The 24,146-nt window shown below is 62.8% G+C and carries 14 protein-coding genes; 10 read left to right on the forward strand and 4 right to left on the reverse strand.

Annotated features, from left to right (window positions below; translation table 11 throughout):
• Positions 1 to 10 precede the first annotated feature (10 nt).
• From HMPREF0326_RS17005 to HMPREF0326_RS12810, 4 genes are all read right to left on the reverse strand, one after another.
• A complete protein-coding gene (locus tag HMPREF0326_RS17005) occupies positions 11 to 298 on the reverse strand; it encodes a hypothetical protein (protein ID WP_009301315.1) in 288 nt (95 codons plus the stop codon).
• The gene (locus HMPREF0326_RS15625; protein WP_020990600.1) at positions 295 to 7,146 is read right to left on the reverse strand and encodes a hemagglutinin repeat-containing protein; all 6,852 of its coding nucleotides are present in this window, start codon (positions 7,144 to 7,146) and stop codon (positions 295 to 297) included. Before HMPREF0326_RS15625 ends, HMPREF0326_RS17005 begins: the two co-directional genes overlap by 4 nt.
• Before the next feature lie 98 nt (positions 7,147 to 7,244).
• On the reverse strand, positions 7,245 to 8,996 hold the full coding sequence (locus HMPREF0326_RS12805; RefSeq protein WP_008685964.1) for a ShlB/FhaC/HecB family hemolysin secretion/activation protein: 1,752 nt from the start codon (positions 8,994 to 8,996) through the stop codon (positions 7,245 to 7,247).
• Positions 8,997 to 9,396: 400 nt separating this feature from the next.
• Complete coding sequence (locus tag HMPREF0326_RS12810) at positions 9,397 to 9,687, reverse strand: hypothetical protein (protein WP_008685961.1); 291 nt, start codon at positions 9,685 to 9,687, stop codon at positions 9,397 to 9,399.
• Positions 9,688 to 9,811: 124 nt separating this feature from the next.
• Here HMPREF0326_RS12810 and HMPREF0326_RS12815 point away from each other — a divergent pair, with 124 nt between their 5' ends.
• From HMPREF0326_RS12815 to HMPREF0326_RS12860, 10 genes are all read left to right on the forward strand, one after another.
• Positions 9,812 to 10,195 carry a NirD/YgiW/YdeI family stress tolerance protein gene (locus HMPREF0326_RS12815; RefSeq protein WP_009301915.1) on the forward strand — a complete coding sequence of 128 codons (384 nt, stop codon included), beginning with the start codon at positions 9,812 to 9,814 and terminating at the stop codon, positions 10,193 to 10,195.
• A 57-nt stretch (positions 10,196 to 10,252) separates the two neighbouring features.
• On the forward strand, positions 10,253 to 10,642 hold the full coding sequence (locus HMPREF0326_RS12820) for a NirD/YgiW/YdeI family stress tolerance protein (protein ID WP_009301916.1): 390 nt from the start codon (positions 10,253 to 10,255) through the stop codon (positions 10,640 to 10,642).
• A gap of 107 nt (positions 10,643 to 10,749) precedes the next feature.
• A complete protein-coding gene (locus HMPREF0326_RS12825) occupies positions 10,750 to 11,103 on the forward strand; it encodes a NirD/YgiW/YdeI family stress tolerance protein (protein WP_009301917.1) in 354 nt (117 codons plus the stop codon).
• A gap of 65 nt (positions 11,104 to 11,168) precedes the next feature.
• Positions 11,169 to 11,885, forward strand: coding sequence for a response regulator transcription factor (locus HMPREF0326_RS12830; RefSeq protein WP_008685952.1), 717 nt, complete (start codon positions 11,169 to 11,171; stop codon positions 11,883 to 11,885).
• Positions 11,882 to 13,336: a sensor histidine kinase gene (locus HMPREF0326_RS12835; RefSeq protein ID WP_008685943.1), complete on the forward strand. Its 1,455-nt coding sequence runs from the start codon at positions 11,882 to 11,884 to the stop codon at positions 13,334 to 13,336. The genes HMPREF0326_RS12830 and HMPREF0326_RS12835 overlap by 4 nt, the downstream gene beginning before the upstream one ends.
• Positions 13,333 to 14,535, forward strand: coding sequence for an MdtA/MuxA family multidrug efflux RND transporter periplasmic adaptor subunit (locus tag HMPREF0326_RS12840; RefSeq protein WP_008685941.1), 1,203 nt, complete (start codon positions 13,333 to 13,335; stop codon positions 14,533 to 14,535). The genes HMPREF0326_RS12835 and HMPREF0326_RS12840 overlap by 4 nt, the downstream gene beginning before the upstream one ends.
• Before the next feature lie 235 nt (positions 14,536 to 14,770).
• A complete protein-coding gene (locus tag HMPREF0326_RS12845; RefSeq protein WP_232221563.1) occupies positions 14,771 to 17,938 on the forward strand; it encodes an MdtB/MuxB family multidrug efflux RND transporter permease subunit in 3,168 nt (1,055 codons plus the stop codon).
• Positions 17,935 to 21,201 carry an efflux RND transporter permease subunit gene (locus HMPREF0326_RS12850; protein ID WP_008685939.1) on the forward strand — a complete coding sequence of 1,089 codons (3,267 nt, stop codon included), beginning with the start codon at positions 17,935 to 17,937 and terminating at the stop codon, positions 21,199 to 21,201. Before HMPREF0326_RS12845 ends, HMPREF0326_RS12850 begins: the two co-directional genes overlap by 4 nt.
• A gap of 152 nt (positions 21,202 to 21,353) precedes the next feature.
• The gene (locus HMPREF0326_RS12855; RefSeq protein ID WP_008685938.1) at positions 21,354 to 23,006 is read left to right on the forward strand and encodes a diguanylate cyclase domain-containing protein; all 1,653 of its coding nucleotides are present in this window, start codon (positions 21,354 to 21,356) and stop codon (positions 23,004 to 23,006) included.
• Positions 22,993 to 24,144 (forward strand): aminotransferase class I/II-fold pyridoxal phosphate-dependent enzyme, encoded by a 1,152-nt coding sequence (locus tag HMPREF0326_RS12860; protein WP_008685937.1) that lies wholly within the window; start codon positions 22,993 to 22,995, stop codon positions 24,142 to 24,144. The genes HMPREF0326_RS12855 and HMPREF0326_RS12860 overlap by 14 nt, the downstream gene beginning before the upstream one ends.
• Positions 24,145 to 24,146: the final 2 nt, after the last annotated feature.

Consider the following 24,146-nt stretch of genomic DNA (forward strand, 5'->3'; position numbering starts at 1 on the left):
ATATAAATTTTTATATATCTATATACGATCCTTCTTCTTCAGGAAAGTTTTTTTCATCTTCTGAAGCTACAAGTAGTTCTTTTTCATAGAATTCGAATGCATTTTTTAAAGATGTTTTCATGTCTGATAAGTTGAGAACAAATTTACTTCTAGGCCATATAATAAAAACAAGCTCTTTTTTTAATGTTATAGTGATTTCAAATAAATCATCTCCTTTATCTCTGTATACTGGCATGTATTTATATTTTGATCTAATATCAGAGGCTAAATCAAATAATAATTTTTTCGTTCCATTCATTTTTGAACTCCTCTAAATCCAATAAATTCTCCAGAACTTGTCCAGCTTGCTGCTCTACCATCAGGCAGAGTATAAGTTACCCATCCTTCTTTCCATCTTCCACCTGCTCCTGTAGTCATACTGCCACTCTCTAGTATTTCTTTAATAAATGATTCTCCAAGTGCATTTCTCTGTGCCTCAGTCCTATATACCGCTTGTAACTCTGTTTGAGAGCTAAAACCGAAATATTCAGGATGCTTCATTACAGCTCGCCCCGCAGCACTCATTCCCTGCCCGTTATAAGGCTTGCTCGCTGAAGCAAACAATTCGTTTGGAGAAAAATCCACTGGTTTAGCAGGATCTTTACCAACAGACTTAATCCCCCCGGCCAGAACTCCTACCCCGACACCGAGGCCGAGATCAAGAAAGAGTTGCGTGGCTTTGATCTCTGTCGCCAAGCCTTCCGGGGTTGTTTCTATTTGGGCGCTCTGCGACCCGCCATGGAACTTGTCGACTATAAGATATGAAGCCAGTTCCTGGGTCGCAGCCCCCATCAGCTCGCCACCAACCACATTTTTGATGATGCTTATCGGGCCCGCGCATATCGCCTGTAGCCCCATGAGGGCAACGGAAACTGTATCTTTATATGGAATAGTTTCTAAGTACTCGTAAACTTGCACCATCTGGCCAACCAAATATGACGCGTCACCGGGGGTTATGTTAACCCTCCAGACTCCATTTTCTCCTTTCTGAATCTGTCCAGGAGCAGAATCAGAACCTTCAGGGCGTGCAGATCCGAGGCCCGTGATAAGCCTTTGAAACTCCGGATCGCTCATTAACTGCTCCACCTGTTCGGAAGACGCGCCGCCGCGGAGCATGGCCTGCATTGCGTCCAGGCCCGCCTGACCAAGGCCTTTGGCGTTCTCGGGCAAGGCGGCGGTAATGGCTTTCCATTCCCTGACGATCTGCTGGAGGTTTTCCCCCAACTTTTCGACGCCTTCTATGGTTCCTTCAAAGCCGCTTGCCAGTTCTTTGATCGACGTGCTGTCCACATAGACCGTGACGCTGACTTTTTCGTTTTTAGTCAGTTCCTGGGCCTTGGCGATATCTCTGTTCAGGCCCTCCAATCCCTGGGTGGGATCAGAGCGGATAATCACCGTCCCCTGACCCACTGTGGCGCGGTTGATCTGCTCCTGATCCGTTTTGCCGTAGTCTCCCGAAAGAGAAGCGTTCTCCAATTGACCACCGAGGCCGATATTGGCGGAGATATTTTCCTGCTTGTTTTTGTCCTGAATATCGGAATACGTCAGGCTGCCGGTGTTCAACGTCAGATTGCCGTTGTCCGCCGCGATGACCGCGCCCTTGATGTCCGTATTTTTTTCAGTGTAGATATCCAGGTCTTCTTTGGCCGTAATGCTGGTCTGGCCGTTGACCCAGGCCATGGAACCGCTGCTGGTGCCGCCGCCGATGTTCAATCCGGAGCCGTTGCTTCCGGTCACCGGTATTCCCATGATTTTGTCGGGTACAAGACCCGTAGCGTCAAAGCCGATGCTGCCGCCCAGGGACCAGGAGTTGCCGGAGCTCTGGGCCGTGTCTTGCAGACTGTGCACATTCAGATCGCGACCCACGGCCATGTCCACCGTGTTGCCCTGCACCTGCGCGCCCTTGACGTTGGTATCGCGTCCGGAAGTGGTTTCCAGATGATTGCCCGCCGCTACCAGGGCATTGGTGTAGCTTGTGCCGCTGCTCTTGCCCTGGCTGCCGGACGCGGAGGCGGACACGCTGCCGGAAACGGCCATGCCGCTGGAGCCAAAGCCCAAGCTCACGCTCACGCCGCCCGAGGCGGATGAGGCGGATTGTTTGCTGTCGTAGGTATTGGTGGCTGCGACGATGTTCAGGTCACGGCCAGCCCCCAAGGCCATGTCATGACCGGCCTGCACGCGGCCGCCTTCAATGGTGATGTCCCGCCCGCTGACGGCCTCAAGGTCGCGCCCGGCCAGCAACGTGGAGGGGGAAGCCGTGCTTGAGGATGAGGAAGACTTTTGCTGGGACGTGGAACCGCCGACAGACAATGACGCGCTGACCACCTGAAAGATGGAATTATAGACGCTGGTGACGGCTTTCAGCCCGGCGCTGGCGGCGGTGACGCCCTGATATCCCAGACCGCCCTGACCGCTGCCCATGGCTTGCGGCAGATCGGCCACAGCCTGCACGGCGGAAGAAACATTCTGCTGCAAGGAAAGCGCGATTCCGGCCTGCACATCCTTCCGCCAGGCCGATGCGCTCTGGGAATCCTGACCGGCAAGCATGTTCCAGTCGCGCCCGATGTTCAGGTTCACATCGCGTGCGGCTTCAATGTGCGATGCTATCTGGTTGATGTCGCGCCCGGTCGTTATGGAGATATCGTTGCCTGCCTGTACCAGGCTACCGGCATTCTGGGCCGCGTTCTGTTTGCTGCCCTTGGCCGTGCTCTGGTAGCCGAGACTGAGACTGGCCCCGCTGGAACTCAGCGCCGCGCCTATGCCGACTTCGCTCTTTTTGCTGGACTCAAACGCATATGACGTATCATTGCCGGGAAGCAGATTGACGTCGCGCCCGGATTGTATCTGGACGTTGTTGCCGGCGGAAATCAACGACCCCACAGAGGTAACGTCATTTTGGGCCGTCATTGTGATATCTTCGCCCGCCATGATGGCGGAACCAATATTTTTACCGACGCCTGCGCCTTTTTGCTTTTGTTTGCTGCTGGCAAATGAAATTCCCGAGCTGCCGCCAAAAATTCCTGCCCGAGATGAACTGGATTTATAGTATGACGATTGCGTATTCTGCGCGGCATCAAGAAGAATATTCCCCTTTGCAGCGTTCAGTTGCACATTTTGCGCGGCAAAAATATTGCTTGCTGTGGCAGTAATATCGTTACCGGCAGAGATTTTTACATTTTCTCCACTCAGGGTGGATCCGACCTGGGTAACAGAGGATTTTTCCTCCCTTTTGGAAGAGGAACTGAGGCCCAGCGCGCCCACAGTGGACTTGGTGTGGCTGAAATAGGAGCTGTTCTGTGCCGAGGAGACGTTGACGTTGCCGCTGGCGGCCACGGTGAGGTCTTTGCCGCTGACCAGATTGGAGCCCACCACCGAGGCGTGGCCGGTCTGCGTGGATGCGCCGGGCGTCAGGCCCGAAACTCCGGCCAGCAGGCTGAGATTGCCCCCGGCGGCCACAGTGGAGGATTTGCTGGTGCGGTAGTCCTGGGTATAGGTGGACTTGGAGCTGGAGGAGAACAGGCCGCCCTTGCCGGACTCGGCCTTGACAAAGGAGCTGAACGTATCCTGCACGGCCACCACGGACAGATCGCCGCCCGCCGCGAGTTGGGCGTCGCCGCCCGCGCCCACCTGGGAACCGGCCACAGTCATGTCCCGCCCGGCGGTCATGTTCAGGTTGCCGCCCGCCGCCACAGTGGAGCCGGTGTGGGTGACGCGGTGCTCCCAACTGCGTGAGCCGCCGTCAAGGTGAAACTCCTCGGTGACGGTGCCCACGGTCATGTCCCGGCCAGCGGCCAGGGTCACGTCGCCGCCCGCGCTGAGCGTGGAGCCCCGGATGGCCAGGTCGTTGCCCGCCACGGCCGTCACAGTGCCCGTGGCCTCGATGCCGCCCTGGGCCAGCACGTGCTGGTGGGCGGCATTGCCCGCGTCGGGGCGGGTCAGGGTTTGCGAGACGATGTTGCCCCCGGCCTTCAGGCTGATGTCCCCGCCCTGGAGGAAGCCGCTGTTGTTGGCAATGTCGTTCAGGGCCGTGAGGTTCAGGCTGCCGCCGCGCAGCAGGCCGCCGGTGTTTTCGATATTGACCGAGGCCAGGTTCACGTTTTCGCCGTTGATGCGGCCTTCGTTCAGAATGCCTTTACCGGCATTGATGTAGACGTTTTTGGCCTGCACGCCGCCGCCGGGCGCGATGTCCTGCTGGGTGGCCGAGGCCAGGTAGAGGTGGGGCACAAGCACCTTCTGGCCCATGTGCTCTTCCTCTTCCAGCCAGATGATGTCCTGGGTCAGGGCCGCCACCTGGGTCGGGGTGAGGGCCACGCCGACGCTGAGATCAAGCCCCTGGGCCTGGGCCGCCGCCGCGTCCATGAGCCCGCGCATCTGGTCCGCGTCCGAACTGTAGCCGTTGAGGAAGCGCTGACCCGTGGCGGCCAGAATCTGCTGCTGCACAAGGCGCGTTTCATAAAAGGCGTCGCCCAGCAGGACCACCTGCTGGCGGTCCTGGTCCAGGCCGATGCGGCTCAGGAAATAATCCGAACCGTAAAAAAGGCCCATATTCGTGAACATGGGGTTGGTTTCAATGAGGTAATGATGGCCCGGCGACGTGGACGGGCGGAACATGGGACTGCCCGCAAAAGGATAGCCCGCGCTCTCCGAATTGCCGTTGGGCAGCGAAATGCCCTGGCGGTCGCTGTAATTGTTGAAGGTATCCGCAACGTCCATATACAACCCGGACTTGGCGGAAAGCACGACGGGGGAACGTCCGATCTCTTCGTAGGTTTCATTGTAGGACCGGAAATATTCGCCGGTGAAGTCATCATCGGAGTCCCAGCCCTTCATGGTTTCCCTGACCGTGCGCGTCCGTTGCAGCACGGCGTCCTTGTTGTCGACGTTGGTCGCCTTGACGGCGAGATTATTTCCGGCGGCAATGGTGCTGTAGTGGTTTTCAAGCAGATCCGCGTTGATGAGAATGTCTCCGCCCGCAAGCATCTGGGCGGACGGCGAATCCTTCAGGATGTAGTCTTCATAGACGTTGACGTAATACCACAATTGCCTTCTGTCGCAACCGTGACCGAGCAACGGCTTGTTGCATTCATACCATTCGTTGTATGAAATGTGCTTGCCTCGTTCCGCCACTTCAAATTCGCGTTTTTTGTTTTCCACGGTTTTTGCGCTGATGGAAAGCTCGTTCCCGGCGGAGATCGTGCCCGAGAGATTGCGCACGGCGTTCTCTCCCTTGCCGTCGGCGTCGGCGATCAGAATGTCGCGCCCGGCGTAAATTTCGCCGCCGTCGTTGAGCAGCAGGCCGGATGTGTACAGGCGCTGGTCCCGCGCCGCGTACAGGACGCCGTTCATATTGCTCAGGCTTTCGCCGGAATATTCAAGGTCCTGCCCGGCCGCCAGAAATGCGCCGTTCAGGGTTACATCCGTGCCGCGCAGGGTCAGGTCATTGCCGGAAGAAAGGCTGCTTTGAACGTCAAAGAGGGCTTTTCCCACATCCAGAAGCAAGTCGGAACCGGCGCTCAGGCTTGCGTCGTTCAGCTCCGCTTGGGCCACCCGGAAGGCCAGATCCGTGACGGCTTCCGCCTTGGATTTTTCCGTCAGTTTCACGTGCTCCAGGTCCAGCCCCACGCGTCCGCCCTGTACCAGGGTGTTCAGAAGGGCGAGCTCCCCGCCGGACAACACAACGTCGCCCCGGCCCGCAATGGTTGAAGAGGCGGCATCGGCCGTGGCGGCCGCGATGTTGATCGATCCGCCGGACAAGACTTTGGCCCGCTTCGCCTCCATTGTACCGGCGGCGATAGTTGTGTTGCCGTCTTTTGTCAGGCCGCCGGAACTGTCCACCCCGGACGCCGCCTGCGCGTCTTCGCCGAGAACCAGGGTATTGGCTTTGATCGACAGATTGCCGCCCGCATAAAGTCCGGAGGATTTTTCCGGTTCCGGCACCGGCGTCGGGTCTGTCAGACCCGACGCCGGTGCGGAAGCCGCACCGGCGGTTACGCTTCCGGCTTGTTTTTTGGCCTTGCGGGCTTCATATTGCGGTTCAAATACGCCCTTTTCCAGGCGCAGGTTGTCAGCCGTCACCGACAGGTCACGCGCCGCCGTGACGGTGGCTCCGGTCAGTTCGATATCCCCCTTGCCGACCAGCACCGCGTCGCCGCCCGAGATGGCCTCGCGCAGGCGCAGCTTGCCGTCGGCGGTGATCACCATCTGGTCCGCGCTCTGTACCGTGCCTTCCAGGTTCACGCCCACGCCCTTTTCCGTGGCGATAAGGGTAATGCGGTTGGCGTACATGCCGCCCAGGGCCGAGGAGTCAATGCCCACTTCCGGTTTTTCCTCGGCGGCGGGGGGCAGGGAGGGATCGCCGGGATCAGCCGGGGCAGGGGAGGGATCGGCCAGGGGCGTCACCGTGCCGTCGGCGGCCACGCTGTTTTTGCCCGTGACCACGGCCAGGCTGCTGGCGCGTACCTGGGCCTCCACATGGGCCGTGCGCGCCAGCAGGGTAAAGGCGTCCGTGTTGTCGGCGTTGATGCCCGCACCTTCAATGCGGATGTCGCCCTGGCGCACCTCATAGCCGCGCAACGCGCCGCCGGGGTCCACCTCCGGCTTGCCCGTGGTGATGGTGGCGCGCGGCACGTTGATGAAGCCGCCGCCGTTGACCGTCACGCCGTTGGGGTTGGCCAGAATCACGTCCGCCGCCCGGCCGTTGACTTCGATATAGCCTTCAATACGCGAGCGGTTGGCGCTGGTCACCTCATTGAGGATGGTGCGCGCCTCGGCCCCACGGTTGCCGTGGAAGTTGGGATTGCCCGCCACAATGCCGCCGAGCTGCGAATTGGCGGCCCCGCTGCTGTTGTTCAGGATCAGGCCCTGCTGGTGGACGTTGAAATCATGGTACTGGTTGTGCGACAGCCCCGAGCCGTTGGCCGCCGTGATGTTGACCACCGGCACGCCGTTGGGCGCGGTCTCCATGCTCGGGCGCTTGTTGGCCGCCGCGTTGGGGTCCGGCGTCACACCGGCGGCCCGGACGTTGGCTCCCAGTACGGGCAAAAGGATCAACTGCGCCGCAAGCACGGCACACAGCAGGACATTGCGCGCTTCCCCTTTCCTCTTCATGATTCCCTCCCTTGAGCCCGGCAAAACGCGCTCCTTGCCCTGAGCGCTTTACGCCCCGCGCGCCGGAATTGGGGGCCGACGCGGCGGAAGATTGTGTGTCAGAATGTGTATCGCAGGGTCAGGTACCAGACATCGTCCCGCTCCTTGACATAATCCGGCGCGCCCAACGGGTGCGACCAGGCCGCCTGCACCGAAAAATCCCCGCTGGTGCGCAGCCCCAGCGCCATGCCGTGCATTTCGCCCCATTCGTAGGGATCTTTGCCGTCACGGGCGATGCCGCCGTAATCATAGGCCGCGAAAAGCCGCACCTGGCCGAGAGGCGCTTTTTTGAGCGGGCCCAGCCATTGTTCCGGCACGGTCCAGGCCAGCTCATTGCGCACGTAACCGCCGCAATCCCCGCCCACGGGCGTCTCCTTGAAGCCGCGTACCGTGTAGGAAGAGCCCAGGTACAACCGCTCGGAGCCGTACATGGTCTGTTCGCTGGTCTGCCCGTATGCCGAGAGCGACCAGGCCCACTGCTGTTCTCCCACGTTGAACGGGCGGTACCAGCCCAGCGTGCCCGTGGTTTTGCTGAAATTGGTGTGCGGCGTGGTGGAGCCGATGGGGCCGGGCACGCTCCAGGACATGGTGGGCAGGCCCCAGATCTGCTCGGCCTGGAGGGTCAGCACGCCGCCCAGCATCCGGCGCACGTAGCTGGCGGCCAGGCCGCTGGTGGTCAGGCGGTAGCTGCTGGCCGCCAGGCGCACGTCCTCAAAACGGTTGACCACGTCCCGGTACTGAATGAATGTTCCCAGCGAAAGTTTGCTCGCCGCATCGCGCCAGATCACCCTGTCCAGGGCCAGGCGGGCCGCCGTGGTGGTGCCGCTGCTGGTGTAGGCCTGATTCAGGCCGTAAATCTGCGTGGTGTAATTGAAACGGCTGACGCTGCCGCTCAGCAGCCAGTAGCCGAACGGCACGGAAAACAGGCCGGAAATGCTGTCGCTGTACCCCTCCCAGGGATTGCCGAACTGCCCGGCAATGCGCGGCATGGAACTTGTCCAGTACAGGGCGAACTGGTCGTTGCAGCCCAGGAAGTTGTCTTTTTCAAAACCGAGGGTGTACTCGGTAAGGCCCGTGGTTTCCTGCCCCAGGTTGTCCACCCCGGCGGAAAGCCGCCAGGTGCGTTTCTGCACGTTGTTGATCAGTACCCGGCTGGAGCCCGCTTCCGCGCCGGGTTCGATGCGCATGGTGGCGTTGTTGGAGGGCAGGCGGTTGAGCTGGTCCAGGCCCTGCTCGATATCGCGCAATTGCAGCACCGAGCCCTTGACGCCGGGAAAGATGGTCAGAAACTGTTTTGGCTGCATGGTGGAGGCCGCGTCCGGCCCCACGCTTTCCACCCGGCCCTCGATAATTTTGATGACCAGCACGCCCCGGCTGAGATCCTGCGGGCCCAGAACCGCCCGGGAGGTGACGTAGCCGCGCTCCACATAGGCGTTGGTCAGGCTTTGCAGCACCGCGTTGATGCCGTCCAGGTTCAGGCACTGGCCCTCATACGGGGACACCAGTTTGCGCGTTTGCGCGTCGGACAGCAGGCGCGCGCCCTCCACCCGGATAGAGCGTATCGTCACGCAGGGGCCACCGGGACGCAGCGTCTCGGTTCCTTTGGGCGCGCTCTCCGTTTCCGGCGGCGGCGTCAGCAATTGTTGACGCTGCCGGGCCTCCTGTTCACGCAGGCGCTGCTCATATGGCTGGGCCGCGCGGGCGGGCAGATCGAACGGCGCAACGGGTCCGGCGGCCTGGATAGCTGATGCCGGGAAAAGCTGCGACGCCAGCGCTGCCAAAACAGCTGCGGCAAGCAGAATTTTATTCATGATTCTATTTAATGGGTATGAAAATAAATGTAAATATAGGTGAATAATTTTGGTTTTTCATGCTGTAAAATCTAATTATCATGACAGGTTACAAGGCCACCTCGACTACTGTTGTCTGAGAGCAGGCGCGGGGCGTTGTTCTTTTTCCAGCCGTGAAGAGGCTCTGGAAAACAGGGAACATCGCGAAATAACGGGTGATTTTACTATGCAATGGAAGGAAGTGCGTCAGAAAGCCCGGCAAAAAGGCCGGGCTCTTGCGACGGATTGAGGACGCGGCGGGGCTGGCGGCCCCGCCTGCGCATCCGGCAGGCGTGAGAAATAAAAAAAGACACAGCATGCGGCCATTCGTTTTACGGCGGCGCTGCGGGGCGGAAAAATCCGAAAAAGAGGGGAGGCCGGGCTAGCTCTTCAGATGGCTCTGGGGCGTCATGCGCTCCTTGGACAGAGAGGCCAGATCGTTTTCCTGGGCCAGGTTGCGGTTCCAGGCGCGGATGGCCGCTCCTTGGGAAACCGACCACTGCTGCGAAGTCTGGCCGCAGGCGCAGACCACGCGCCAGACTTCCTGCCGACGGCCCGGCGGCAACATGGATTCCAGATGGGCATTGGTGCCCCCGCAGGCGAGGCAGGGACGGATAGTATGCGGATCAAGCTCTTTCATGCCGGGACGATAGCAGTTTTGCCCCGGCTCCACAAGGGCGCATTCCCGCCTCGGGACGCCGCGTGCTGACGCTTTGCTGACGCCTGCCGGAGCAGAGTATTTTCGCGGGCGGCAACGGATGTTGCCGAGAAGCAAGCCCGCACCGCAGGAGGAAACTATGCGTTATCTACTTTTCCTGGCGCTGGCGGTCATGCTGGCGGTTCCCGTATACGCGGCTGAGACGGCGGCCCCGGCCCTGCCCGGCGGCGGCTTTCAGGGCCCCGGCGGGACCGTGAGCACAGACACTGTTGCCAAGGCCCTGGTTGCTCCCAACAAAACTCCGGTGGTGCTGACCGGACATGTTGTGGAACGCGTGGCCGGCAAGGACGACAAATACCTGTTTCAGGACGAAAGCGGCAAGATCATGGTGGAGATTGACCACAAGGTTTTCGCCGGGCGGGACATCACCCCCGAGAGTAATGTCCGTCTGTTCGGCAAGCTGAAGAAGTATCCCAACAAACCGTTGCGGGTGGACGTGAAGGTGCTGCAACTGTTGCAGTAGGCTCTCTCCCCGCCGACAATATACTTAAAACCTGTCAAACAAAATATGGAGGAAACTATGCGTTATCTGCTTACCTTCGTCATGCTGGCCGTGCTTGCCGTTCCCGCCTATGCGGCGTTCGAAGGCCCTAATTCCGGCGGTCAGAGCATGGGCGGCTTCCAGGGTCCCACCGGCGGCGTGCAGGCCGATACGGTGAAAAAGGCTCAGAGTTCCTGGGACGACGCGCCCGTGGTGCTCACCGGCAACATTGTGGAACGCCTGGCCGGCAGCGACGACAAATATCTGTTCAAGGACGCCACGGGCCAGATCATCGTGGATATCGACCACGAGATTTTCGCGGGCCGTACCGTGACCCCGCAGACCAAGGTGCGCCTTTCCGGCAAGGTGGACAAGGACATGATGGAGCCCGTCAAGATTGACGTGAAGGTTCTGGAAATCCTGAAGTAAAGCATTTCAACTTTGAAATTGGCACAACTTCAAAGTAAATCTGCTCTAAAAGAACGGCGGAACGCGGGGCGGGCTTATCCCGCCCCGGCTTTGCCCGGAGTATGCCCATGCGTGTATTGGCATTGCTGCTTTTCTTCCTGTGCGTTGCCGTTCCTGTGCGCGCCGCCGGTTTTGAGGGGCCGGGCGTCTCGCCCACGGTGACCCGGGCCGCGGATGTGCTGGACGCCCAGGACGATGCCCCCTGCGTGCTGGAAGGGCATATTTTGGAAAAAATCCCCTTCCGCAAAAACAGGTACCTGTTCGGTGACGGAAGCGGCCGCGTGGTGGTGGAGATCGAGAATGACATTTTCGGCCACCTCACGATCACGCCGCACGACCGGGTGCGTCTTATGGGCCATGTGAATTGGAGCCGCAAGCGCTCCAATGAAGTGGAAGTGGACGCCCTGGCCCTCATCGACTAAGCTGACGGTCCGGAGCGGATTAACTTTGAAAAGTTACCTTGCTCTAACTTCGCCGCAGGTGCGTCATGCCCGTCTCCCTTCTGCTCATTGAAGACAATGAGGACATCCTGGCCAATCTCTATGCCTACCTGGAACCCCTGGGCTATGAGCTGGATTGCGCCCGTCACGGCCGGACCGGCCTGAGCATGGCCCTGGAAGGGCGTTTTGACTGCATTGTGCTGGACGTCATGCTGCCCGGACTGGACGGCGTGAGCCTGTGCCGGAACCTGCGCGAGGAACACCATTCCGCTGTGCCCGTGCTGATGCTCACGGCCCGCGACACCGTGGCCGACCGGGTACGCGGCCTGGAGGCCGGGGCCGATGATTACCTGGTCAAGCCTTTTGCCCTCAAGGAACTTGAGGCCCGCATCCGGGCCCTGCTGCGGCGGGGCCGTCTGAACGCCGTGGGCGGCGGTCCGGCGGCGGAAGCGGGCGTCTGGACCTTTGCCGATCTCAGTCTGAACAATGCCGAGCACCGGGCCGTGCGCCAGGGCCGTGAGCTGCGCCTGAGCCCTTCGGGCTTCCGCATCCTGGCCGAACTGATCCGCTCGGCCCCGGCCCTGGTCCGGCGCGAGACCCTGGAACACCTGCTCTGGGGCGACGAAGCGCCGGAAGGCAGCGCGTTGCGCACCCATATCCATGAGCTGCGGCGCGAGCTGGACAAGCCCTTTGCCGTGCCCCTGCTGCAAACCGTGCCGCATGTGGGTTACCGCCTGAGCCTCGCCGGGGAGACTCAGGCGTGAGGCAGGGGGCCAGCATCCGTCGGCGCATGCTGGCGGCCTTTGTGCTGCTGGCGCTGGGCATGGGCCTGACCCTGGGCCTGGTGGGCCTGTTTTCCTATGACCGGCTGGGTGCGTATCTGGTGAGCTGGCATGCCCGGCCCGTCATGGAGGCGCTTATCGAAGCCGAACGGCGCGCCTGGGAAGCCGAGGACCGGGGCCGCCGCAATCTCTATTACGGCGAGGATCTGGCAGCGGCCATGCACTGGCGTTTTCTGGTGGGCAAGCAGATTCCCCCGGCCTGGGAGGAATTGCCCGACGGCCTGCATTTCTTCAAACAGATGGAGGAATTTGTCCTCCTGGTCCGGCGCAACGGCGTGGTCTACGCCCTGAGCGGCCGGACCGGCGCGTTCCAGGCCCTGAAGGCCCGTCTGGGCGGGCTGCTGCTGCTCTGCGCAGCCGCCGGGCTGGCCGTGGCCGTGCTGCTGGCCGTGCTGCTTTCCCGCAGGCTCACCCGTCCGCTCAGTCGCCTGACCGGCGCGGTGGAGAGCCGCGATCCTCGGGACCCCGCCGCGGTCACGCCCGTGCCGCCGGATATCCTGGGGCTGGAGGACGAGGTAGGCGTGCTGGCCCGCGCTCTGGCCGCGCGGGAGGCGGATTTGCAGCGTTTCGTGCGGCGGGAGAGTTTTTTCACCGGCGACGTAAGCCATGAACTGCGCACGCCGCTCACGGTCATGCAGGGCGGTCTGGAAATTCTGGAACTGCGTCTGGCGGCTCTGTCCGAGACATCCGGCAACGCGGAACTCATGGCCGTGGTGGAGCGGCTTTCGCGCACCACGGCGCGCATGTCCGCCACGGTGCGCACGCTCTTGCTGCTGGCCCGGCGGCCCGAAGATATTGAACGCGGGCCCCTGGATCTCAGCGGGCAGATGCGGGGCCTGATCCGGGGGGGCGAGCGCGGCGGGCTGCTGCGTTTGGCCGGGCCGGAGGCGGACGGGCCGGAAAAAGGCGGGGGCGAGCGGGGTGCCGCGTCCCTGCCGGTGGACGGTGGTCCGGCGTTGCTTTTCGCGGATGTGGCGGACGGCGTCCAGGCCGTGGGCCAGAAGGAACTGGCGGCCATTGTGTTCAAGAATTTGCTGGACAATGCTTGTCGCTATACGGAAAATGGCCGCGTTTATCTGCGTTTGACGCCGGAAATGCTGGAGGTCCGCAACAGCGGGCGCATTCCCGGAGATCTGGATATTTTCGCGCGCGGCGTGCGCGGCCCGCAAGCGAACTGTGCCGGTGATCCGGCCCGGTCCGGGCACGAACGCGCCGCCGGTTCGGCGGGCAGCGGCCTGGGGCTCTCCCTGGCGTTGCGGGCCTGCGAGCATCTGGGCTGGCGGCTGGAACGGGACAGGGTCGCGCCAAAGGAAGAAAGCATGTTTCGTGTGTTTTTTCCGCCGTTGCGCGCTGAAGAAGGAGACAGAAAGTGAAGGCATGGGCTCAACGCACTACGGGCCGCCGTCGCATATACATCTGGCTGGCGCTGGCCCTGGCGGCCGCGCTGATCATCTGGCGTCTGTTTTTCGCGGGCGGCGGCGCCCGGCCCGGCATGAGCATGGACGCGCCGCCGGTGCGCGTGGCCACGGCTCTGGCCCAGAACGTGCCGCATTTTCTCAACGGTCTGGGCACGGTGATCCCTTCCAGTGACGTGCTGGTCAAAAGCCGGGTGGACGGGCAACTGGTCCGCCTGCACTTTCAGGAAGGGCAGCGCGTGAAGGCCGGGGATTTGCTGGCGGAAATCGACCCCCGGCCCTTCCAGGCCGCGCTGGACGAGGCCCAGGGCAATCTTGCCAAGGACCAGGCCCAGTTGGACAACGCCCGCCGCGACCTGGCGCGCTATGCCAAGCTGGCCAAGGGCGACTTTATCGCGGCCCAGCAGTATGAGACCCAGCGCGCCCTGGTGCGCCAGTATGAAGGCACGGTGGAGGCGGACAAGGCCGCGGTGGACTCGGCCCGCCTGCAACTGGACTACAGCCGGATCACCGCGCCCGTGGGCGGGCGGCTGGGCCTGCGCAACGTGGACGAGGGCAATCAGATCAAGAGTTCGGACAGCGACGGCCTGGTGCGCATCACCGAGGTCAGCCCCTGTGACGTGCTTTTCACGCTGCCCGAGAGCCAGGTGCCCCTGGTGGCGCGGGCCCTGCGCGAGCGTGAGGAAAATCCCTCTCTGCCGCCCCTGCCCGTGCAGGCCTGGGACAGGGAGCAGAAACATCTGTTGGCCGTGGGCAGCCTGCTGTCCCTGGACAACCAGATCGACGCGGCCACGGGCACGGTCAAGCTCAAGGCCCGTTTTCCCAATCAGGACGGCGCGCTCTATCCCAACCAGTTCGTCAATGCCCGGCTGATGGTCCGGATGCTCAAGGACGCCGTGACCATTCCGGCTTCGGCGGTGCAACTGGGCTCGCGCGGCTCGTATGTCTATGTGGTGAGCAAGGACGACAAGGGCGACAAAATCGCCCATGTGCGCGAGGTGACGCCGGGCATCAGCACGGACCGGCTCACGGTCATCGACAAGGGCCTGAAGGCCGGGGAAGTGGTGGTGGTGGACGGCCTGGACCGCCTGCGCGACGGTATCACGGTCAAGGTGGCGGCGACCGTGGAGACGCCGAAGGCGGAAGCCGTGGAGTAGCTTGCGGCTGTCGCTGATCAGTTTTTAGGGGCTTGTCACACGGGTGACGTTTTGTGTGCCCTGCGGGCATAGAGACTTAACGCCTCCCGGCGTTTTGGCCGCCTTACGGATGAAGACAGCAACGATAGGCGGCCCAAGCTCAAGCGGAGCGGAGAATCCCGTGCCCGCAGGGCGGAAGGAAGACTATCTGAACGACAAGCCCGTTCTTCTTTTGAGCGGGCAAGGTGCATATACCATGAACCTCTCCCGCATCTTCATTCTCCGCCCCATCGCCACCTCCCTGTTGATGGTGGCCCTGCTGCTCTCGGGCCTGCTGGCCTACCGTTCCCTGCCGGTGGCGGCCCTGCCGCAGATCGACTACCCCACCATTCAGGTGCAGACCCTCTATCCCGGCGCGTCGCCGGACGTCATCGCGGCGGTGGTCACGGCCCCGCTGGAACGCCAGTTCGGGATCATGCCCGGCCTGGTGCAGATGAGTTCCCTGTCCTCGGCCGGGGCCTCGGTCATCACCCTGCAATTCGACCTTTCCATCGCCCTGGACGTGGCCGAGCAGGAGGTGCAGGCGGCCATCAACGCGGCGGACAATCTGCTGCCCAACGACCTGCCCAATCCGCCGGTCTACAACAAGGTCAATCCGGCGGACCCGCCCATCGTCACCCTGGCCGTGACCAGCGACGCCATGCCCCTGACCCGCCTGGAAGACCTGGTGGACACCCGTCTGGCCCAGAAGATTTCGCAACTGCCCGGCGTGGGCCTGGTCACGCTGTCCGGCGGGCAGCGCCCGGCCGTGCGCGTGCAGGTCAATCCCAAGGCCCTGGCCGGGGCGGGCCTGACCCTGGCCGACGTGCGCTCGGCCATTGCCTCGGCCAACGTCAACGACGCCAAGGGGAGTTTTGACGGGCCGGAGCGGGCCAGCACCATTGACGCCAACGACCAGCTCTCCTCGGCGCAGGAATATGCCCGGACCATCATCGGTTACAAGGACGGCGCGCCGCTGCGCCTCAAGGATGTGGCCGACGTGCTGGAAGGCGCGGAAAACGCGCGCCTGGCCGCCTATGTGGCCTCGGCGGGCGCGGACGGCAAAGACGCCTTTCGCCCGGCCATAGTGCTCTCGGTGCAGCGCCAGCCCGGGGCTAACGTCATCAATGTGGCCGACAGCGTGACCCGCCTGCTGCCCGTGCTGCAACAGACCCTGCCCGGCAATGTGGAAGTGCGCGTGGTCACGGACCGCACCACCACCATCCGCGCCACGGTGCACGACGTGCAGCTGGAACTGCTCCTGGCCGTGGCCCTGGTCATCTGGGTCATCTGGCTCTTCCTGCGCAATGTGGAGGCCACCATTATCCCGGCCCTGGCCGTGCCGCTTTCCCTGGTGGGTTCGCTGGGCGTCATGTATCTGGCCGGATTTTCCCTGAATAACCTCACGCTCATGGCCCTGGTCATCGCCACCGGCTTTGTGGTGGACGACGCCATTGTGGTCATTGAAAACATTTCCCGCTACCTGGAGCAGGGCGAGCGACCCCTGCAGGCCGCGCTCAAGGGCGCGGGTCAGATCGGCTTCACCATCATCTCCCTGACCATCTCCCTGGTGGCCGTGCTCATTCCGCTGCTGTTCATGGGCGACGTGGCCGGGCGGCTGTTCCGCGAATTCGCCGTGACCCTGGCCGTGACCATATTGATCTCGGCGGTGATCTCCCTCACGCTCACGCCCATGCTCTGCGCGGTCATGCTCCGGCCCGAGCGCCACGCCGGGAAAAAGGAAGAGGGCCGTTTCTTCAGCCGCCTGCTTCTCTGGTACGAGCACAGGCTGGACTGGGTCTTCGCCCATCAGCGCCTGACCCTGGGCGTGGCCCTGGGCACGCTGGCGCTCACGGTCGTGCTGTACATCGTGGTGCCCAAGGGCTTCTTCCCGGTGCAGGACACGGGCGTGATTCAGGGCATTGCCGAGGCCCCGCAGGACACGTCCTTCACGGCCATGGCCGAGCGGCAGCACCAACTGGCGGATCTGATCCTGCAGGACCCGGCCGTGGAAAGCGTGGTTTTTTTCGTGGGCGTGGACGGCATCAACCAGAGCCTGGGCACCTCGCGCCTGACCGTGGAACTCAAGCCCCTGTCCGAACGCGACGCCCGCGCCCCGGCCATTGCCAAGCGCCTCATGGAGCGGGCCGCGAGCCTGCCGGGGCTGACCCTCTACATGCAGCCCGTGCAGGATCTGACCATTGAGGACCGCGTCTCGCGCACCCAGTACCAGTTCACTGTTGAAGCCCTGAGCCGCGAGCAGTTGCAGGAATGGGTGCCGCGCGTGGTGCGGGCATTGTCCGAGCGGCCCGAACTGGAGCACGTGACCAGCGACCTCCAGAAGCCGGGGCGCATGGCCTGGCTGAACATCAACCGCGACGCGGCCGGGCGGCTGGGCATCAGCATGTCGGACATCGACAACGCCCTGTACGACGCTCTGGGCCAGCGCCTGATTTCCACCATCTTCACCCAGACCAACCAGTACAAGGTGGTGCTGGAAGTGGCCCCGCGCTTCCGTCTGGGCCCGGCCGCCATTGAGAATATCCACGTGCGCGGCTCCACGGGCGATCCCGTGCCCCTGACCAGCATCGCCACTCTGGAGGAACGCCCGGCCCAGCTTTCCGTGGCGCGCCAGGGTCAGTTCCCGGTGGCCACCATCTCCTTCAACGTGGCCCATGACTCCTCGCTGGGCGCGGCCGTGAACGCGGTTCTGGCCGTGGAAAAGGAGCTGGGCCTGCCCCCGGCCCTGCGCACCCAGTTCCAGGGCGCGGCCCAGGCTTTTTTGTCCTCCACGGACAACCAGATCTGGCTGATCCTGGCGGCCATCGTGACCATGTATATAGTGCTGGGCGTGCTCTATGAGAGCTACATCCACCCGGTGACCATCCTTTCCACCCTGCCCTCGGCCGGAGTGGGGGCCCTGCTGGCCCTGATGCTGGCGGACATGGAACTGGGCGTGGTGGGCATTATCGGCATTATCCTGCTCATCGGCATCGTCAAGAAAAACGCCATCATGATGATCGATTTCGCCCTGGAGGCCGAGCGCAAGGAGGGCAAGCCGCCACTGGCGGCTATCCGCCAAGCCTGCCTGCTGCGCCTGCGGCCCATTCTGATGACCACCATGGCCGCCCTGCTGGGGGCCCTGCCCCTGATGATCGGCTGGGGCATGGGCGCGGAGCTGCGGCGGCCTCTGGGCGTGACCATGGTGGGCGGCCTGGTCGTCAGCCAGGTGCTGACCCTGTTCACCACGCCGGTGATCTATCTCTGGTTCGACCGTATGAGCCTGCGCCTGCGCCATACATCCACGCGCGGCACGGAATCCTCGGAGTCCACGGATTCCAGGGAATCGGGAACAGGGGACACGCGGGCGGAGGAGGGCGCATGAGCGCGTCCGGCAAGCCCGGCGCGTCGGACAAAGGCGGCGGGACGGGCACGGAAAAGCGCCGCCGTTTCGGGCCGGAATTCATTCCCCTGAATATTTCCGCGCCCTTTATCCGGCGGCCCGTGGCCACCACACTGCTGACCATCGCCATCGCCCTGGCCGGTATGGTGGCCTTCGGCCTGCTGCCCGTGGCCCCGCTGCCGGAAGTGGATTTTCCCGTGGTGGTGGTGCGCGCGCGCATGCCCGGCGCCAGCCCGGAAACCATGGCCGCCACCGTGGCCACGCCGCTGGAGCGGGCCCTGGGGCGCATCGCCGGGGTCACGGAAATGACCTCCTCCAGCAGCCTGGGTTCCAGCAATGTGATTTTGCAGTTTGATCTGGACCGGGATATCGACGGCGCGGCCCGCGACGTGCAGGGGGCCATCAACGCGGCCCGCTCCACCCTGCCGACCATGCCGTCCAACCCATCCTACCGCAAGGTCAATCCCTCGGGCGCGCCGATCATGATTTTGTCCATCACCTCGGACGTGCTGACCCGCGCCCAATTGTATGACGCGGCCTCCACGGTGCTGGCCCAGAAAATTTCGCAGATTCCCGGCGTGGGCGAGGTGACCGTGGGCGGCGGGGCCCTGCCCGCCGTGCGGGTGGAGGCCATCCCTGACGCCCTGAACCGCGCGGGCGTGAGCATGGAGGACGTGCGCAAATCCCTGGCCGCGGCCAATGCCTTTTTGCCCAAGGGCATGTTGGAAAACGGAGAAAATTTCTGGCTGGTGGGGGCCAACGACCAGTTGCAAAAGGCCGAGGACTACAAACCGCTGATTGTGGCCCAGAAGGACGGCAAAACCATCCGGCTCTCGGATGTGGCGCGCGTGGAGGATTCTTCCCAGGACGTGCGCAACATGGCCGTGGCCAACGGCAAACCGGCCATCCTGCTGATCGTCTTTCGCTCGCCCGGAGCCAACATCATTGAGACTGTGGACCGGGTCAAGGCCATGATCCCGCAACTGCGCTCCTGGCTGCCGGAAAGCGCGGATCTGGAATTGCGCATGGACCGCTCCCTGACTATCCGGGCCTCTTTGCGCGAAGTGGAAAAAAGCCTCATGCTGGCCATGGGCCTGGTGGTGCTGGTGACCTTTCTGTTCCTGCGCAACGCCAGGGCCACCAGCATTCCGGCCGTGGCCGCGCCGGTTTCGCTTATCGCCACTTTCGGGGTCATGTACCTCTGCGGCTACAGTTTGGACAACCTCTCGCTCATGGCGCTCACCGTGTCCACGGGCTTTGTGGTGGACGACGCCATCGTGGTGCTGGAAAACATCGTCCGCCGCCTGGAAATGGGCGAAAGTCCCCTGCGCGCGGCCCTGCGCGGCGCGCGCGAAGTGGGTTTCACCGTGGTGTCCATTTCCATTTCCCTGGTGGCGGTGTTCACGCCCATTCTGTTCATGGGCGGCATTGTGGGCCGTCTGTTCCGCGAGTTTTCCGTGGTGCTCACCACGGCGGTGCTGGTCTCCATGCTGGTTTCCCTGACCACCACGCCCATGATGTGCGCCAAGCTGCTGCGGCCTTTTGACGCGGATCTGGCCCGGCGCAAGGAGCGCCTGCTGCAAGCCCGGGGCGGCTTTCTGAAACCGCTGCGGCAGTGGTGTACCCGCGTTGGGCAGGCCTGGGGGGCCATGCTGGCGGGCATGCAGCGCGGCTACGCGGCCAGCCTGGCCGTGGTGCTGCGCCATCCGCGCCTGACCATGCTTTCCCTGCTTCTGATCATTGCCGGAAATGTCTGGCTGTATATTATAGTGCCCAAGGGCTTTTTCCCCCAGCAGGACACGGGCGTGATCATGGGCGGCATCCGGGCGGACCAGAGCGCTTCCTTTCAGGCCATGCAGACCAAGCTGGCGAAGCTGGTGGACGTGATCCGCGCGGACCCGGCCGTGGAACAGGTTTCGGCCCATATTTCCGGCGGGCGCGGCGGGGGCGGGGTGTTCATCTCGCTCAAGCCTCTGGAAGAGCGCAAAATCGGCGCCCAGGCGGTCATCGGGCGGCTGCGCGGCAAACTCTCATCCGAACCGGGCCTGCAGATTTTCCTGCAACCGGCCCAGGACATCATGATGGGCGGGCGCAGCGCGCGCTCCCAGTACCAGTATACCCTGCAGGCCGACAATCTGGACGATCTGCGCACCTGGGGCCGCCGCCTCCAGCAGGCCCTGGCGGCCCTGCCCCTGTTCAAGGACGTGGACAGCGACATTGAGGAGCGCGGCCTCCAGACCATGCTCACGGTGAACCGCGACGCTCTGGCCCGCCTGGGCCTGACCATGCGGGATGTGGACGCGGCCCTGAACAATGCCTTCGGGCAGCGCCAGGTGTCCACCATCTACCAGGACAAAAACCAGTACCGCGTGGTGCTGGAATACGGGCCGGACTGGCTGGAAGGCGCGCAGGCTCTGGACAAGGTGCGCCTGCCGGGCAAGGACGGCCTGGTGCCGCTGCTCAGCGTGGCCGGCGTGGGCCCGGCCTTCGCGCCGCTCTCCGTGGCGCATCAGGGCCAGTTCGCCGCCGTGACCATTTCCTTCAATCTGGCTCAGGGGGCCTCTCTTTCCCAGGCCCAGGCGGCCATTGCCGAGGCGCGGGTCAAAATCGGCATGCCCTCCACCATCGTGGGCAGTTTTCAGGGCACGGCCAAGATATTCAGCGACACCATGAGCAGCCAGATCATTCTGATTCTGGCGGCCCTGGCCGCGCTGTACATTGTGCTGGGCGTGCTCTACGAGAGCCTGATCCACCCCCTGACCATCCTTTCCACCATTCCCTCGGCGGGCGGCGGGGCCCTGCTGGCCCTGATGCTTTTCAAGATGGAGTTCAGCGTCATCGCGCTGATCGGCGTGCTTTTGCTGGCGGGCATCGTCAAAAAGAATGCCATCATGATGATCGACTTTGCCCTGGAGGCCTCCCGCACCCGCCATCTGCCGCCGGACAAGGCCATTTACGAAGCCTGCCTGCTGCGCTTCCGGCCGATTATGATGACCACGGCGGCGGCCATTCTCGGCGCGGTGCCCCTGGCCATGGGGCAGGGCGACGGCGCGGAGATCCGCCAGCCTCTGGGCATCACCATTGTGGGCGGCCTGTTGGTCAGCCAGCTGCTGACTCTCTACACCACGCCCGTGGTCTACCTCTGCCTGGACCGCGCCCGCCTGCGCGCGCGGCGCTTCTGGTGGCGGCTGCGCTACGGCGATGCCAGAGCCGCGCGCCTGGCCTTGCTCAGCCGCCGTTCCTGAGTTGATTTATCCCTGATATCCCGTATAGTTTTCAGAAACATGTTATTCCGTCAGATTGGAATGCTTGCTTAAATCCTACTTTTGAGCGAAGAAATATACTAGACGGTGCGCCGTCCGGCGGAACCTGCTCCGGCGAAGGAGGCTAAGGCGGCATGTACCAGTGTACATTACGGATCAGAATTTGCGGCGCTGATGCGGAGCTGGAAAATATTCTGCGTTCCGTGCCGCCGCGTGAGCGCTTCGAGCATGTCTTCGTCAGCGGCGGCCCCGGTCCGGACTGCCGCGATCTGGAACAGGACGACGTCATTTTTCTGCAGGCCGGGCAGATTTCCTGCCTGCCCGAAATACGCGGCGCGGCCAAAGCGGGCGCGCGCATCATCCTTCTGGTCCCTGATCCGGCGGAAGCCGCCGGGCTGCCGGACGGCATCTGGGACCATATCGACGATCTCTGGGCCGGGCCGTGCGGCGCGGCGGCGCTTGCCGCCCGTTTCGGAAGGCTGCTTGACGGCCTGAAGCTGCAACGGGATTCCCGCCTCGCGCACTACTATCTGGATACGGTCATCAACGCCACGCCCTCCCTGATCTGGTTCAAGGACGCGGCGGGCGCGCATCTCAAGGTCAACGACAGTTTTTGCCGGACCGTGGGCAAAAGCAAAGCTGATATTGAGGGGCGGGGCCATTATTATATCTGGGATCTGAAGAAGGAAGAATACGAAAAGGGCGAGTATGTGTGTCTGGAAACAGACACCGTGGTCATGAAAGAGGGCAAGACCCGCATTTTTGACGAATTCGTCAAGAGCAAACAGGGCATGCGCCAGTTCAAAACCTGGAAGTCGCCTCTTTTCGACGATGACGGACGGATCATGGGCACAGTGGGCGTGGCCCATGACGTGACCAATCTGGCCACCATGAGCGCCGAGCTGGAGCTGCTGTTGGGCAGCCTGCCTTTTGCCGTAATGATCACTGACGCGGAGGATCACGTCGTCAACATCAACGAAAAATTCAAGGAATTTTTCGCGGTGGCCGACAGCGATGTGCTGGGCGGCGATTGCCGGATGTGGCGGGAAAACGCCTTGTCCGGAGGCCGGCTGGTCCGGGAGGAAGCGCGCGCGGAACTACGCTGGACGCTCAACGGCCGGGAGATTGTCCTGGATGTCCAGGAACAGGATATTCTGGATGTTTTTTCCAACAGAATCGGGGCCATCGTGATTTTTCGCGACGTCACGCTGGAACGGGAGTTCGAGCGGCGGCTGTCGCGCCACGCCAATACCGACGTCCTGACCGGGCTGTACAACCGGCGCTATTTCTATGAGCATGCGCAGCCCGGAGGGACGAACGGGGCTGAAAGCCTGCTTTATGTGGACCTGGATCATTTCAAGAGCGTCAATGACCGCTGGGGGCATCAGGCGGGCGATCAGGCCCTGGTCACGGTGGCGGAGCTTTTGCGCGCCTCCTGTCCCCAGGCCGTGGTGGCTCGCCTGGGCGGCGACGAATTCGCCCTTTACTGGGGCGACCGGCCTCTGGATTTTCTGATCCGCAAGGCGCAGCTCCTGGTGAAACTGGTGCGTGAAGCCTTTCGCTCTTCAGAGGCCTTGCGGCTCATTGCCCCCAGCATCGGCATCGTGCGTTGCGACGAAGCCGGCCTGACCCTGGACGAGCTGATCCGCCGGGCGGATGTGGCCATGTATACGGCCAAGCGCGGCAAACTGGGCTACTGCGTCTACGAACCGGGTCTGGAAAAGCGTTCGGACGAAGCTCTCCGGAGCGGCGCGCCGGGCGATGAGGGAGCGCATGCGGATTCCTGATTTTGAACTGGAAGTGTTTTTCGGCAAGCATGAATTTTCCGCGCCCCATCTTCTGGCCCAGTCCGACTGCGAGGCCTTGAGCATCGCGGAACTGTTGGCCCTGGAGCCGGACCCGGCCGGAGCGCGCGAGGCCTTTCTGCAAACTCGGCTCGGCTATGCCGAAAATGACGGCAAACCGGAGCTCAGGCGGTCCATAGCCCGTCTGTACCGGAATGAGGACAGCGGCCGGGTGTTGGTGCAGACCGGCGCGCAGGAGGGCATTTTTTCCTGCCTGAACGTGCTGCTGGAAAAGGGCGATCACGTGATCTGCATGTTCCCGGCCTACCAATCCCTGTATGAGGTGGCGCGGGCCGTGGGCTGCGAGTTGTCCTTCTGGCGCTTCCGCCAGACAGGGCAAGGCTGGGCCTTGGATTTCGACGCATTGGAATCCCTGCTCCGTCCCCATACCAGGGCCATTGTCGTCAACACACCCCACAATCCCACGGGCTACGCCCTGAGTGAAGCGGAACTGCGCGCGCTCTGCGCCCTGGCGGCCGGGCGCGGCATCCATGTGATCGCCGATGAGGTTTATAAAGGCCTGGAAGACCCGGACGGCTCGGATGAAAACGCCTGGCATGCCCGTCCCGCGATCTGCGAGCTGTATGAGCGGGGCGTTTCCATCGGCGTGCTCTCCAAGGCCTACGGCCTGCCGGGCCTGCGCATCGGCTGGGCCGTGAGCCGCGACCGGGACCTGCTTACGGCCATGAGCCGCTTCAAAAATTATCTGAGCATCTGTTGCGCCGCGCCCTCGGAGGAACTGGCCCTGGTGGCCCTGCGCCACGCTCCGGCCATTCTGGCGCGCAACCGGGGCATTGTCCGGGCTAATCTGGCTCTGGCCGACGCTTTTTTCGCCCGGCACGCGGGCCTGTTTACCCACAACCGCCCCCCGGCCGGGCCCATCGGCTTCCACAAAATCCATATCGACGGCCCGATGGAGGGCTTTTGCGAGCGCCTGGCGCGTGAGGCCGGGGTATTGCTCCTGCCCGGCAGCGTCTACGGCATGGACGAACCCTATTTCCGCATGGGCTACGGCCGCCGCAACTTCGGGGAGAATCTGGCGCGGTTCGAGGCCTGGCTGGCCGAAGCCAAACTGGATTAAAG

This window comes from Desulfovibrio sp. 3_1_syn3 (assembly GCF_000145315.2).
Lineage (GTDB): Bacteria > Desulfobacterota > Desulfovibrionia > Desulfovibrionales > Desulfovibrionaceae > Desulfovibrio > Desulfovibrio fairfieldensis.

What these genes read in the sequence shown, in the direction of transcription:
- HMPREF0326_RS12820 (WP_009301916.1), top strand. Translation starts at nt 10,253, where the DNA reads ATGCGTTATCTGCTTACCTTCGTCATGCTGGCCGTGCTTGCCGTTCCC.
- HMPREF0326_RS12855 (WP_008685938.1), top strand. Translation starts at nt 21,354, where the DNA reads ATGTACCAGTGTACATTACGGATCAGAATTTGCGGCGCTGATGCGGAG.
- HMPREF0326_RS12830 (WP_008685952.1), top strand. Translation starts at nt 11,169, where the DNA reads ATGCCCGTCTCCCTTCTGCTCATTGAAGACAATGAGGACATCCTGGCC.
- HMPREF0326_RS12860 (WP_008685937.1), top strand. Translation starts at nt 22,993, where the DNA reads ATGCGGATTCCTGATTTTGAACTGGAAGTGTTTTTCGGCAAGCATGAA.
- HMPREF0326_RS12850 (WP_008685939.1), top strand. Translation starts at nt 17,935, where the DNA reads ATGAGCGCGTCCGGCAAGCCCGGCGCGTCGGACAAAGGCGGCGGGACG.
- HMPREF0326_RS12805 (WP_008685964.1), bottom strand. Translation starts at nt 8,996, where the DNA reads ATGAATAAAATTCTGCTTGCCGCAGCTGTTTTGGCAGCGCTGGCGTCG.
- HMPREF0326_RS15625 (WP_020990600.1), bottom strand. Translation starts at nt 7,146, where the DNA reads ATGAAGAGGAAAGGGGAAGCGCGCAATGTCCTGCTGTGTGCCGTGCTT.
- HMPREF0326_RS17005 (WP_009301315.1), bottom strand. Translation starts at nt 298, where the DNA reads ATGAATGGAACGAAAAAATTATTATTTGATTTAGCCTCTGATATTAGA.
- HMPREF0326_RS12845 (WP_232221563.1), top strand. Translation starts at nt 14,771, where the DNA reads ATGAACCTCTCCCGCATCTTCATTCTCCGCCCCATCGCCACCTCCCTG.
- HMPREF0326_RS12825 (WP_009301917.1), top strand. Translation starts at nt 10,750, where the DNA reads ATGCGTGTATTGGCATTGCTGCTTTTCTTCCTGTGCGTTGCCGTTCCT.
- HMPREF0326_RS12815 (WP_009301915.1), top strand. Translation starts at nt 9,812, where the DNA reads ATGCGTTATCTACTTTTCCTGGCGCTGGCGGTCATGCTGGCGGTTCCC.